The sequence below is a fragment of the Dechloromonas sp. TW-R-39-2 genome (assembly GCF_016864195.1).
In the GTDB taxonomy this organism is placed as follows: Bacteria; Pseudomonadota; Gammaproteobacteria; order Burkholderiales; family Rhodocyclaceae; genus Azonexus.
In genome coordinates this window covers 589,569-601,791 of record NZ_CP045202.1, presented here as the reverse complement: position 1 = coordinate 601,791, position 12,223 = coordinate 589,569, and the positions used below count along the sequence as shown (strand labels likewise).

At 57.8% G+C, this 12,223-nt stretch carries 11 protein-coding genes; 3 read left to right on the top strand and 8 right to left on the bottom strand.

Annotated features, from left to right (window positions below):
- Window positions 1-17: 17 nt before the first annotated feature.
- The gene (locus tag GBK02_RS02950; protein WP_203468292.1) at window positions 18-356 is read right to left on the bottom strand and encodes a hypothetical protein; all 339 of its coding nucleotides are present in this window, start codon (window positions 354-356) and stop codon (window positions 18-20) included.
- A 229-nt stretch (window positions 357-585) separates the two neighbouring features.
- Between GBK02_RS02950 and GBK02_RS02945 the strand changes: the two genes are divergently transcribed.
- Window positions 586-858, top strand: coding sequence for a helix-turn-helix domain-containing protein (locus GBK02_RS02945; protein WP_203468291.1), 273 nt, complete (start codon window positions 586-588; stop codon window positions 856-858).
- Window positions 859-862: 4 nt separating this feature from the next.
- On the opposite strand, the gene GBK02_RS02940 is transcribed toward GBK02_RS02945, so the two are convergent.
- The 6 genes from GBK02_RS02940 to rng all read right to left on the bottom strand — a co-directional run bounded on the left by GBK02_RS02940 (window position 863) and on the right by rng (window position 7,669).
- Window positions 863-1,765 carry a hydrolase or metal-binding protein gene (locus GBK02_RS02940; RefSeq protein ID WP_203468290.1) on the bottom strand — a complete coding sequence of 301 codons (903 nt, stop codon included), beginning with the start codon at window positions 1,763-1,765 and terminating at the stop codon, window positions 863-865.
- Window positions 1,766-1,857: 92 nt separating this feature from the next.
- Window positions 1,858-2,865 (bottom strand): YqaJ viral recombinase family protein, encoded by a 1,008-nt coding sequence (locus GBK02_RS02935; RefSeq protein ID WP_203468289.1) that lies wholly within the window; start codon window positions 2,863-2,865, stop codon window positions 1,858-1,860.
- Between the two features lie 99 nt (window positions 2,866-2,964).
- Window positions 2,965-3,933: a DUF932 domain-containing protein gene (locus GBK02_RS02930; RefSeq protein WP_203468288.1), complete on the bottom strand. Its 969-nt coding sequence runs from the start codon at window positions 3,931-3,933 to the stop codon at window positions 2,965-2,967.
- Window positions 3,934-4,071: 138 nt separating this feature from the next.
- On the bottom strand, window positions 4,072-4,419 hold the full coding sequence (locus GBK02_RS02925; RefSeq protein WP_203468287.1) for a hypothetical protein: 348 nt from the start codon (window positions 4,417-4,419) through the stop codon (window positions 4,072-4,074).
- A gap of 185 nt (window positions 4,420-4,604) precedes the next feature.
- Complete coding sequence (locus tag GBK02_RS02920) at window positions 4,605-6,038, bottom strand: DUF6387 family protein (RefSeq protein WP_203468286.1); 1,434 nt, start codon at window positions 6,036-6,038, stop codon at window positions 4,605-4,607.
- Between the two features lie 179 nt (window positions 6,039-6,217).
- A complete protein-coding gene (gene rng, locus GBK02_RS02915; protein ID WP_203468285.1) occupies window positions 6,218-7,669 on the bottom strand; it encodes a ribonuclease G in 1,452 nt (483 codons plus the stop codon).
- A gap of 36 nt (window positions 7,670-7,705) precedes the next feature.
- Between rng and yegQ the strand changes: the two genes are divergently transcribed.
- Together yegQ and GBK02_RS02905 are read left to right on the top strand one after the other, a co-directional pair.
- Window positions 7,706-8,977, top strand: a complete 1,272-nt coding sequence (gene yegQ / locus GBK02_RS02910) for a tRNA 5-hydroxyuridine modification protein YegQ (RefSeq protein WP_203468284.1) — start codon at window positions 7,706-7,708, stop codon at window positions 8,975-8,977.
- Window positions 8,978-9,046: 69 nt separating this feature from the next.
- Entirely contained in the window at window positions 9,047-10,165 is a 1,119-nt protein-coding gene (locus GBK02_RS02905; protein WP_203468283.1) for an acyltransferase, read from the top strand.
- Window positions 10,166-10,179: 14 nt separating this feature from the next.
- Here the strand turns inward: GBK02_RS02905 and GBK02_RS02900 are convergent, their stop codons facing one another.
- Window positions 10,180-12,138, bottom strand: coding sequence for an acetoacetate--CoA ligase (locus GBK02_RS02900; protein WP_203468282.1), 1,959 nt, complete (start codon window positions 12,136-12,138; stop codon window positions 10,180-10,182).
- Between the last annotated feature and the right edge of the window lie 85 nt (window positions 12,139-12,223).

Below are 12,223 nucleotides of genomic sequence, written 5' to 3'. Positions count from 1 at the left end.
ATGCGCTGCACTCGGGCTTACTTCATGTATTTGACGGTGACCGTGCCAGCCAACTTGTTCTTGGCAATCTCGTAGTCGGGATTGAAGGTGGCGAGGTTGTGCAACCCGATGCCGACCGCTGCGCCCAGTCCGACCACGGCTGCCGGACTGAAAGTCGCCGCCATCGCCGCCGAGCGGTATTCGGAATAGACACGACATTTGAGATCCTGCTTTTCCAGTCGCCCTTCGATTTTTTCGACGACAGCACTGATGTTGGAAACCGCGACGACTTGGAACGACTCGTGCTGCATAGCGAGCGTATCGAGCTTTTCCAGAGTGAGTTCGCCGGCGGTAAATTTCTGAATATCAATCGACATGCTGATCCTTTGAGTGTTGGGCGATTAGCTCGCCGGTTGCTGATTACGGGGAAACGACTGGGCCTGCGGTGCGACCCTGATGCTTCATCCATTTCCCATAGGCGGAAACAGCGATCACCGAGAGAGCACCTGCAACAAACGTGATCGCATAACTCGCCAGGGTTTCGAGGGGTGATTGGTTGTACATAGAAACGGCTCCTAAAATGGGTCGTAAATGCCGTGGTCGTGAATGCATCATATCGTCACGATTCACGGCATGGCAAGGGTTTCCGCAAAGCTCGATCTCAACCAGGACCTCGTGAAACTGGGTAGCGCCATCCGCGCACGACGGATGGCTTTAGCTCTTTCCCAGGAGGCCCTGGCCGACTATGCCGAGATCGATCGCTCCCATATGGGCAAGATCGAACGGGGCGAACGGAATGTGACCTTCTTGAACATCTTGCGGATTGCCAAGGCCATTCAGTGCCAGCCGTCCGATCTGCTGATCGACGCAGGACTCTGATGGATCAAGCGGAAGTGAGGGCTTCTGCCTTGGCCTCCAGTTTCTGACCCAGCGTAGCGTGCTGTGGCGTTGCTGGAACAGGTGACGTTGGTAGCGAGTCTGCCTCCGATAATGTTGAGAAGAACTCCTCAACCACCGCACCGCCATCTTCCTCTCCATCCTCAAACGCCCCATTCCCCAGCCCTTGCTTGGCCGCCTGATCCAGAGCATCCTGATCAAACCCAGCCTGCCGACGTGCTTCATCCAGTTGCTTGGCCTGCAGCAGCATTTCCTCCGTAGACAGCCCTGACCGTGGGGTGATATCGACGTAGTAGATAGGCGTTCCCATACTCTGGCGCGTCGATTTCCCACGCAAGCGTAGTTCCAGTGCCAGACAAGAGAGTTTGTTTCCCGAGATTGCCTGAAAGTATTGCAACCGAGCACTCAAGGTTCGAATGCTGTTGAACCCTGTAGTCCGGAAGACAAAACTGCCCAGCGGATCATCGTCACCCAACGCGACATTCAAGCGTCCATAGGGTTTGCAACCTCCTTTCGCCAGAGGGCAAGCATCTGGTGACGGGCACGGAAACGACTTGATGCCCTCTTCCGTCTGCCGCTTGCAGTTCTGTCCATCGCCAACACAGAGTGGCCGACCGGTGGTTCGGTCAAACAAGCTATATTCGGCCCGGAAGTTGAGATCGGGGTCGTTGAACAACAAGCGGATCGGAATACTGCGAATCTTGCCGCCCTGTTCCTTGCGCAGGGCTTCATCGAGGGGATGGGGCAACCAACCGTCCTTGTTCTGTACCTGACTGGTGATGGTGAATTGATCGTCCTTCTCCGGCAGCCGCTTGCCGTTCTTCTCGACCACCTTGCCAATGGAGATTCTTCCAAGGACCGGTGGCGTGATGACTAGGCCTTTCAACATATCAGTGACTCCTGTAAAAAATGCCTTCCGCCTGCACCGCTGGGGTGGCAGGTTGGGAAGGCTGATTGCGTTGTGATGGGTGTAGGTGGAAATCAAGCAACCAGGAAGCGCCGGCTGCCTGGCTTGGTCAGGGCGTAGCGCTGCTGGAACTCGGGGTGATCATTGAGGAGGCCCGTGACATCGAGCACGACACTGTCCTTGGCTTTCTTCCAGGTGACGCTGCCGGTTTCGAAGTTCGCTCTCGTGGCACTGCCCATGGCTTGCTGCAGCGCCTGCTTGAGTTGTGCTTCCAGCTTTTCCGCTTCGGCGATGCTTTGCCGAACCGAGAGCCAATCGGCGAAGGTGGCTGACAGGTTGCGCTCCTCTGTGAAATCGAGGGTCTGCCCATCGTCGGCTGGATAGAGGCAGCGTAGCGCCAGATCGGCTGATTCACTGCCATCGGCCGGTGGTGGTGTATCCGTCTCGACGAAGTGCCAGAAGTGCCGTTCGAGTTCGATCAAGCGAGCAATCAATCGCTCATCGCGTTCGATCCGATGGATTTCGAGGTGTTGTCCGCCCAGCAGTACGGCGACATCAGCCGCTTGCTTGCCGGTAACGGCCAGCTGGTGCATGACCTGGAGCTGAACGTATTCGGGTACGCCCTCCTTCCAGAGCTTTGCGCCGTTGATGCCGGCCGTCTTGCATTCGAGGATCTGTACTTCACTCGATCCCGTGACTTCACGGTCGATGTTGGCGAGCATCCACGGCAAGCTGGGATCGGGATGCTGTAGGACGGCGTTGATGCGCCGCACCCGATTGCCGGTGCGTTTGGTGTAGTGGGCTGCGACGATTGGCTCCAAGATGGTTCCCCAATAGAGCGGCGATTCTTCATCGTGTGGATCGGCCTTGGGCAGCTTGCCATCACGACCGGTCTTCTCCATCCACAATTCGAGTTGGCTCTTGTATGGATTCAAGCCAGCGGCGGTTGCGGCATCCGAACTGCCGATGCCTCGCTTGCGAACGGCCAGCCAATCCTCGCGTGGCAGTTCCTTGGTCTTGACCAGTTTGAGTGCCGGACGATGCTTGATCGGAGTGGCGTTAGGTAAGGCTTGTGGTTGCATAGTTGTACTCCTTCCAGAAATGCAAAATGCCCAGTCCGCTAATAAGCGGAACTGGGCATGTGCGCGGGATGAATGATGAAACGCGGATTCAGGTGATGATCAGGCGACGAGTTGCAGGGCCGTATCGAGGGCGCGTTGTTTGAGGACAGCCCCCTGGCCGAACCAGGCGGAGTCCATGCGGTACTCGGTGCTGCGGGCACGCCGTTCATGATCGACGTACTCGGTGACGGCATTGAGCAGCCCCCAAGCAGTGCCCTTGGCTGCTTCCAACTCAGCCCCCTTACCTTGGCCGTCGTAGAGGGCTTGCACCCGCTTCAGGGCACGTTCGTTGGCGAGACCTGCCGGATCGATCGCGCCAGGCTGGACATCGCACATCACGCGCAGGAAGTAGTTCATGGCCTCGTGCGATTTCACCTTGCGCTCGGCCAGTGTCTTCATTCGGTACATGAACCCATCCCATTGCGAGACAGCGATACCGAGTTGCTGCTTGACGGCTTGCGGATCGAAGCGGGTGCTGTGCGGTACCTTGATCGCCTGGCTGGCACCATTCACGGCGATGGTCAGGGTGTTGTTGCAGACAACACGGACAGTCGTCGGAGTTGCCGTGGTGGCGAGGGTGCCGTCACATGACGTAGCTAACAATAGGTAGCCCTCTACTTGGTCGTTACCCTTCAAGGCAGTCGATTGACCGGTCTTGGCCAGCGCCCAGAACTTCTTACCACCTTTCAATACACCAGCCGTCTCCAGCTCGTAGCCGGAAGCGGTCGTGAGATCACGATAGAACTCCAACACCTCCTTGGGTTGAACGACCTGATAACGCTGCGAAACGACGGACAGGGCTTCCTTGGTGTCCGAGCGATAGAGCACCTTCTGATCTTCGAAGGAGTGGATGGTGCCGAGACTGCCGATGCTGTCAGCCATAAAGCGGACCGGGGATTCCTGGATGGTCCAGTCCATGCCTGCAGATTTGGCCCAGACTTCGATGGGTTGTTTGGCTGGAAGACGATTGCCGAGGCCATGCCAGGGTTCGGCGCCGACATAGGCCATTTGTTGAACGAGGTGTGCCATGAGATTTCCTTTCGGGAATGAATAGGCGCAGCCGCTCCGCCGTGTGAACGGCAGAGACGGGAGGCGATGAATCAATGAGAGAGAGAGACGAGAACTGCGATGCCGTCCTTTGCAGACGGCAGAGATGAAACAAGCCGATCAGTAGGTGGTCGGCTCGGGTGCAGTGAGACTAAAGCAGTGGCCGCAGGCAAGGCAGCGGTAGTTATCGAGGATGCGACGGTCGACGAGTTCGCCCAATCGGGCACCGGACAGGCCACCGGCCGTGCCGCCGACCACAGCGCCGAAAAGTGCACCGAGGACGCCGCCGAAGACCATGCCTGGTGGACCAGCGACGACGCCGACGGTCATGCCGATTTCGATGCCGGACAGGCTACCGGTGGCACCACCGACACAGCCGCCGACGGTACCGATCAGGCCAGCAGTCTTACGGGCACGATTGCGGGTGGTGATACGTGCAGAGTGACAGTTTGGGCATTGAATGTTCATTGACTGACTCCTGTAAATGGAAAGGACGAACGAAATCAGCGAACACCATGTCTGGCACTCGCTGATTTGAACGTGATTAGGAGTTAGGTACAGGGCCAGATGCTTGACTCTGGCCAATCTGCCATGTTTTGCGGCAGACGATCACCTTCTCATTGAAGTGATATGTGATTGAAAAAATCTAGGAACTACGACTTTCCAGACATTACACACTCATATGTGCGCAATTCAACATTTAATGCATAGAGAGTTGCATCACTGATTAGCTTTACGGCTTCTTTAGCTATCTTTTTGGTTACATTTTCACCAGGAAAACCATCAAACTTACCTTGGAAGAGAATTTCTTCCATATCTGCAGGCTTAATTTTTTTATGGTTGATGGTCGCCCAGAAAGTCAAATCCAAATAGGGCAGCAGACGATCTTTGTGCCATTTCTCGAACCTTTTATCGCTAAACAACCACTGTTTAGGTTCAATATCAGCCTCCGCACGGGTTTTAGCTATCCAAGAACGGAATTGCTTCACTAGATAGTCATCTGATGCATTTAAATCGACGCCAATGAAGAACCTCTTAACCTGGCCAAGTGAATCGCGATGAATTTTCCAAGCTGGACTTGAAAGATACTCGTGGACATTACGACAAATTTCTTCGTCAAATTCCAGATCACCGTCCAGAACAAGGTCGCCATGCTTTTCGGTATCTTCCATGCGCTGAACCCAAGTCCGTAGGCGAGCCGGCAATACATACACGGAGTTCCCGGCTAGCTCAAACAACTCCTTAAACCATTCGATAACACACGGCACCAAGGGAATATCCATAGCTGGCCCTGTCTTGCTCTGCGGTATGTGCCAGCGAGCTTCTGTAATAAATACGTTCTCTCTCAAGGCTGTAAACAGCTCGGAAATTCGAACTCCAGTTGCCAGCAAAATTTTCACAGACAGGAGGTTGTCCGGTTTCATGTGTGCATTCATCAGCACTGCCAACTCCTCCGCACTCAGCATTAGCCGCTTCTTAATCTCCGGCCGTTTGCCGATGATGGCCTCAAGCTGGATACCTGCACATGGACTGGCAAAGATAAGCTTCTTACCTGTCGCATGCTTGAAAATGCCGAGAAGGACACACCAAAGAGTAAAAAGCTCCACCCAACCTGTTTTGACGCGTTCAATCTGAGCGACAACATCAGCAGGGCCTACCGATTGAACGGACATGGCACCCATGCCATTTTCGATCCGTTTTAGATTTCTACCGTAGCTACGTTGAGTGCTATCAGCAAGATTCGTAAGCACTAGTTCCCGATAGTCTTTAATCAGTTCACGAACCGTCCAATCTTTGTGAGCTTTGGTTTTGCGTACCTCATCCGCTGGATTCACCCCATCAATAAGGGCCAGACGCTTTTTGGTTGCATTCAAGCGGGCAGCAGCCAACGACACATCCGGATAGCGACCAAGAGTCACCTCTTGCCGACGACCTCCGTGTTGGTAGCGTAAAACCCATGTTGCCGCACCTGCTGCGGACAGCGTAAACGTGAGACCCGCGCCATCCGACTTCGCCACTGGCAAACCCGCACGCACCCATTTCCGTAGCTGGATATCAGTCAGTAAGTTGGATTGGATCTTGGCCACCGTCATCACACTCCGAAATGTGATGGGTAGCTAGCCAGTCTAGCTACCCATCTAGCTACCAATGAAAGAGCTATTTCGATTATACGGAGATCAACGGCAATTAACACCACTCAGGCAAAACCCTTGAGAAATGGTGGATCTCAAGGGACTCTCGTATCCGCAGATGAACCTAGATTACGCTACATCAAAACAATGTCGTACTGCTCGGGTGAGTAGCTCGGCTCCGACTGCAGGGAAACCGGCTTTTCGATGAAGTCGGACAGCATGGCAAGGGATTGCGATTCTTCATCCAGGAACAGGTCGACCACGGCAGGGCCGGCCAGGATGCGGTATTCGCGGGCATTGAACTGACGCGCTTCGCGCAGCAGTTCGCGCAGGATTTCATAGGCCACGGTACGCGCCGTCTTGACTTCACCGCGTCCGCCACAGGTTGGGCAAGGCTGGCAGAGCACGTGCGCCAGCGATTCGCGCGTCCGCTTGCGGGTCATTTCGACCAAACCAAGGGCCGTGAAGCCGTTGACCGTGAGACGCGTGTGATCGTGCGCCAGCGCCTTGTTGAACTCATCGAGCACGGCACGTTTGTGTTCTTCGTTTTCCATGTCGATGAAATCGACAATGATGATGCCACCCAGGTTGCGCAGGCGCAGCTGGCGGGCGATGGTCACGGCGGCTTCGAGATTGGTCTTGAAAATGGTGTCGTCGAAATTGCGCACGCCGACAAAGCCACCAGTATTGACGTCGATGGTCGTCATCGCTTCGGTCTGGTCGATGATCAGGTAGCCGCCGGATTTCAGATCGACGCGCCGAGCCAGCGCCTTCTGGATTTCCTCTTCCACCCCGTGCAGGTCGAACAGCGGCCGCTGGCCGGTGTAGTGATCGAGCAAAGGCAGCACCGCCGGCGTGTATTCCTCGGCAAAGGCCGTCAGTTTCTGGAAGTTCTCCCGCGAGTCGATAACCATGCGGCTGGTTTCCGGATTGACGAAATCGCGCAACACCCGCTGGCCGAGCGACAGCTCCTGATACAGCACGCTGGGTGGCGCCGAAGTTCTGGCCTTGTCGCGAATATCGGCCCAGGTCTTGCGCAGGTAGGCGATGTCGGTGGCGAACTCGGCATCGCAGGCATTTTCAGCCATGGTCCGGACGATGAAACCACCCGGCTCGTCAGCCGGCACCAGGCGCGTAATGCGTTCGCGCAAGGCTTCGCGCTCGGCTTCGGCTTCGATGCGCTGGGAAATCCCGATGTGCTTTTCCTGCGGCAGGTAAACCAGCATCCGGCCGGCAATCGAAATCTGCGTCGATAACCGCGCGCCCTTGGTCCCGATCGGATCCTTGACGACCTGGACAACGATGCTCTGTCCATCGTGCAGGATTTTCTCGATCGGCCGCTCGGTTGTCGTCTCACGCGGTTGCCAGATATCGGCCACATGGAGAAATGCCGTGCGATCCAGACCGACATCGATGAATGCCGACTGCATGCCGGGCAAAATGCGACAAACCCGGCCGAGATAGACATTGCCGACCAGACCGCGACTGGCGGTGCGTTCGATATGCAGTTCCTGGACGACACCCTGTTGCATAACGGCAACGCGTGTCTCCTGCGGGGTGAAATTGATCAGTATTTCTTCGGACATACACTCTACAATTCGCGGTTTTTTCTGGATTCTACTATGCACAAGGCGCCCGAACTTCTCGCCCCAGCCGGCTCGCTCGAAATGATGCGTACCGCCTTCGATTTTGGCGCCGATGCGATCTATGCCGGCCAGCCCCGCTACAGCCTGCGCGTGCGCAACAACAGCTTCGGGACGATCGACGCGCTGAAGGAAGGGATCGATGAAGCCCACGCCCGCGGCAAGCAATTTTTTGTCGTCAGCAACATCTTCCCGCACAACGCCAAGCTGACCACCTACCTGGCCGACATGGCGCCGGTCATCGCGCTCAAGCCGGATGCGCTGATCATGTCCGACCCCGGCCTCATCGACATGGTGCGCGAAGCCTGGCCGGATCAGGCAATCCACCTTTCCGTGCAATCGAATACCGTGAACTGGGCCGCCGTGCGTTTCTGGAAGAAACTGGGGCTGACCCGCATCATCCTGTCACGCGAACTGTCGCTCGAAGAAGTCGCCGAAATCCGTCAGCAATGCCCGGATATCGAACTTGAAGTCTTCGTCCATGGTGCGCTGTGCATCGCCTACTCAGGCCGCTGCCTGCTCTCCGGCTACTTCAACCACCGCGACCCGAATCAGGGCACGTGCACCAATTCCTGCCGCTGGGATTACAAAGTCAGCACCTCCGACGGTAAACCAGCCCAACTGCTCAAGCAGGAACAGGAAATCCTGCTCGAAGAACGCCAGCGCCCCGGCGAGCTGATGCCGATCGAGGAAGACGAGCACGGCACCTACATCATGAACTCCAAGGACCTGCGCGCCATCGAGCACGTCCAGCGCCTGGTCGAAATCGGCGTCGATTCGCTGAAGATCGAAGGCCGCACCAAGAGCCCCTACTACGTCGCACGTACTGCCCAGACGTACCGCCAGGCCATCGACGACGCCGTCGCCGGACGCCCGCTCGACCCGAATCTGCTGCGCGAACTCGACGGGTTGGCCAATCGCGGTTACACCGATGGTTTCCTGCAGCGCCACCACGACGCCGACTATCAAAACTATCTGCGCGGCCATTCGGAATCGGACCGCAGCCTCTATGTCGGCGACGCCGTGCAATTCGACAAGGCTCGCGGCCTGATGGAAATCGAGGTGAAAAACAAGTTCACCGTAGGAGACCGCCTCGAATGCGTACATCCGAGCGGCAACACAAGCTGGACACTGGCGCGCATGGAAAACAAGGCCGGCGAACCAGTGACGGTAGCCTCAGGCAGCGGCCACCGGGTTTGGGTCGAGTTGCCGGAAGCGCAGACCGGCGCCTTCATCGCACGTTTCGTTTAATCAATTTATCTATAAAAAACAAGGCGGTGCCGCTTGTGCACCGCAGCAATTCAGTGTAATATGCGCATCATGAGTACGACCTCCAACCGTATGCCGCTAATCGATGCCCTCAAGGCAGTTGCGGCCCTGCTTGTCCTGCTGAACCATTTCTCGTCCTACGGCCCGCTGGCCGCCGCCGTACGCGAGGCTTTCCCGGCAACCGTCGGCTGGTTCTACGAATATGGCCGGATGGCAGTTCAGGTCTTTCTCGTCGTCGCCGGCTTCCTGGCCGCACGCGCCCTTTCCCCGGAAGGGCAGGCACTCCGCATCTCGCCATTGCCGCTGATCTGGAAGCGCTACCTGCGCCTGGTCGTGCCGTACCTCGCCGCCATCGGCCTGGCCATCGCCGCTGCCGCCATCGCCGACCAGTGGATGGACGACGAGGCCGTTCCGGCCCGCGCCACGTTCAACCAATGGCTGGCACACGCTTTCCTGCTTCAGGGCCTGCTCGGTTTTGATGCCCTGTCAGCCGGGGTCTGGTACATCGCCATCGATTTCCAGCTCTTTGCACTGATTGCCATCCTGCTGTGGTCCGGGCGCACCCGCCTGCTGGCACCGGCGCTGGTTCTGGGTCTTGCCACGGTGTCGCTGTTCTGGCTCAACCGCGATGCCAGCTGGGACAACTGGGCGATCTATTTCTTTGGTTCCTACGGCCTCGGTGCCGCGGCCTGGTGGGCCTCGGACCGCCGGCAAATGTCCGCCTGGCTGGGCGTCATCGCAACCATTGCCATTGCGGCACTGGTCGTCGATTTCCGCATGCGCATCGCGCTAGCCCTCGTCGTTGCCCTGACGCTCGGTTTCAGCCGCCGGACCGGCCTGCTCGAAAGCTGGCCGACGATACGCCCGATCGCCTTTTTGGGCCAGATTTCCTACTCCCTGTTCCTGGTCCACTTCCCGGTATTGCTGCTGGCCAACGGCTTGTACAACAAACTGGAATTCAGCTCGACCGGCGCCGCCATTTCGGGCCTTGTATTGGCGTTGACCGCAAGCATCATCTCGGCCACGCTGTTTTATCGCTGGATCGAAAGCCCGGCCGCCAGCAAGCGCATTACTGCCGCACTCAGCTGGATTTTCAGCAAAGCCCTGGAAATGGCGCGCAAGGTGCCGGGCCTGACGGCCCTGATCACCCTGCTCGCACGCCGCGCCTGAGCGCGGCAAGCAACTCAGTCGGCCAGTTCGGCCCGACCGCGGAAGAACTCAAGCGCCTCCGGATTGGCCAGTGCTTCGACATTCTTGACCGGCTGCTCATGCACCACATTGCGCACGGCCAGTTCGACGATCTTGCCTGACTTGGTCCGCGGAATATCCGCCACCTGAACCACCTTGGCCGGCACGTGACGCGGCGTGGTGTTGGCCTTGATCTGCTGCTTGACCCGCTCGACCAGCCCGGCATCAAGTTCCAGCCCCTCCTGCAGCTTGACGAAGAGCACGACGCGCACGTCGTCATTCTTGCCCGGCGGCCAGTCCTGGCCGATGACCAGCGATTCGAGAATTTCCGGCAGCTGCTCGACCTGGCGGTAAATTTCTGCCGTACCGATCCGTACGCCCCCCGGATTCAGCGTCGCATCCGAACGGCCGTAGATGATCACGCCGTCGTGCGCCGTAATTTCGGAAAAGTCGCCGTGGCACCAGATATTGTCGAAACGCTCGAAATACGCTGCGCGGTACTTGCTGCCATCCGTATCGTTCCAGAAACCGACCGGCATCACCGGGAACGGCCTGACGCAGACCAGTTCGCCCTTTTCCGAACGGACCGGACGCCCGGCATCGTCGAACACATCGACCGCCATACCCAGGCCACGACACTGGATTTCACCGCGATACACCGGCAGCACCGGGTTGCCGAGTACGAAGCAGGAGACGATATCGGTACCGCCGGAAATCGAGGCGAGCAGGATGTCGGCCTTGATTTCGCGATAGACCCAGTCGAAGCCTTCCGGACTGAGCGGGCTACCGGTTGAGAACATGGCGCGCAAGGCAGACAGATTGTGCGTCTTGCCCGGCGTCAGGCCGAGCTTGGCAGCGGCATCGATAAACTTGGCGGAGGTACCAAAATGCGTCATTTGCTCGGCTTCGGCATAGTCGAACAGCACCTTGCCCCGAGCCGCGAACGGGCTGCCATCGTACAGCAGCAAGGTCGCACCGCAGGCCAGCCCGGAAACCAGCCAGTTCCACATCATCCAGCCACAAGTAGTGAAGTAGAACAGGCGATCGCCCGGCCGCACATCGCTGTGCAACTGATGCTCCTTGAGATGCTGCAGAAGCACGCCGCCGTGGCAATGAACGATGCACTTCGGCACGCCGGTCGTGCCGCTGGAGAACATGATGAACAGCGGATGGTTGAACGCGACGCGATTGAAAATCACCGTTTTTTCGGCGTCGACCGCAGGCAGGTCATTCCAGCACAAGGCATTGGCCAGACCGTCAATCGCCGGCCGCTCGGCCAGATACGGCACGACGACGGTCTTGAGCAGCGACGGCATGCGCGCAACGACCTCGGCATTCTTTTCCAGGCAATCGACCGGCTTGCCGTTGTACCAGTAACCATCGACGCAGATCAGCACCTTGGGTTCGATCTGGCCGAAGCGGTCGAGCACGCCCTGGACACCGAAATCGGGCGACGCCGACGACCAGATTGCGCCGAGCGAAGTCGCGGCCAGCATGGCGACCAGTGTTTCCGGCAGATTGGGCAGAAAACCGGCCACCCGGTCGCCCTCGCCGACCCCGGCGGAAATCAGGAACTGCTGGAAGCGCGCCACCTCGGCATAGAGCCCGGCGCGCGACAGACGGCGCTTGACCTTGTCCTCCCCCCAGAAAACCAGCGCATCGCTGTCATCGCGCTTCTGCAGCAGGTTTTCGGCAAAGTTCAGGCGAGCCTGCGGGAACCAGCGGGCGCCCGGCATCTTGTCGCGGTCGACCAGGATTTGATCGCCTTTTTCACCGACCGCACCGCAAAAATCCCAGACTTTCGACCAGAAAGCCTCGGGTTGATCGACCGACCATTGCCACAATTCAGCATAGGTCGCCTGACCGGTTTCGCGCATCAGCGCGGCCATGCGCGTTGCCGCGACCTGCGCCGGCGTGGGTTGCCACAAGGGTTGGCTGTCGATCTGGTAAGTCATCTTGTCTCCTGTATTTTTTGTTCCGGGTCAGCTTGCCTGCGCGGATTTAATCAGGAAGATACCAGCAAGTGCCACGGTCGACTGT

What these genes read in the sequence shown, in the direction of transcription:
- GBK02_RS02950 (WP_203468292.1), bottom strand. Translation starts at nt 356, where the DNA reads ATGTCGATTGATATTCAGAAATTTACCGCCGGCGAACTCACTCTGGAA.
- GBK02_RS02945 (WP_203468291.1), top strand. Translation starts at nt 586, where the DNA reads ATGCATCATATCGTCACGATTCACGGCATGGCAAGGGTTTCCGCAAAG.
- GBK02_RS02940 (WP_203468290.1), bottom strand. Translation starts at nt 1,765, where the DNA reads ATGTTGAAAGGCCTAGTCATCACGCCACCGGTCCTTGGAAGAATCTCC.
- GBK02_RS02935 (WP_203468289.1), bottom strand. Translation starts at nt 2,865, where the DNA reads ATGCAACCACAAGCCTTACCTAACGCCACTCCGATCAAGCATCGTCCG.
- GBK02_RS02930 (WP_203468288.1), bottom strand. Translation starts at nt 3,933, where the DNA reads ATGGCACACCTCGTTCAACAAATGGCCTATGTCGGCGCCGAACCCTGG.
- GBK02_RS02925 (WP_203468287.1), bottom strand. Translation starts at nt 4,419, where the DNA reads ATGAACATTCAATGCCCAAACTGTCACTCTGCACGTATCACCACCCGC.
- rng (WP_203468285.1), bottom strand. Translation starts at nt 7,669, where the DNA reads ATGTCCGAAGAAATACTGATCAATTTCACCCCGCAGGAGACACGCGTT.
- yegQ (WP_203468284.1), top strand. Translation starts at nt 7,706, where the DNA reads ATGCACAAGGCGCCCGAACTTCTCGCCCCAGCCGGCTCGCTCGAAATG.
- GBK02_RS02905 (WP_203468283.1), top strand. Translation starts at nt 9,047, where the DNA reads ATGAGTACGACCTCCAACCGTATGCCGCTAATCGATGCCCTCAAGGCA.
- GBK02_RS02900 (WP_203468282.1), bottom strand. Translation starts at nt 12,138, where the DNA reads ATGACTTACCAGATCGACAGCCAACCCTTGTGGCAACCCACGCCGGCG.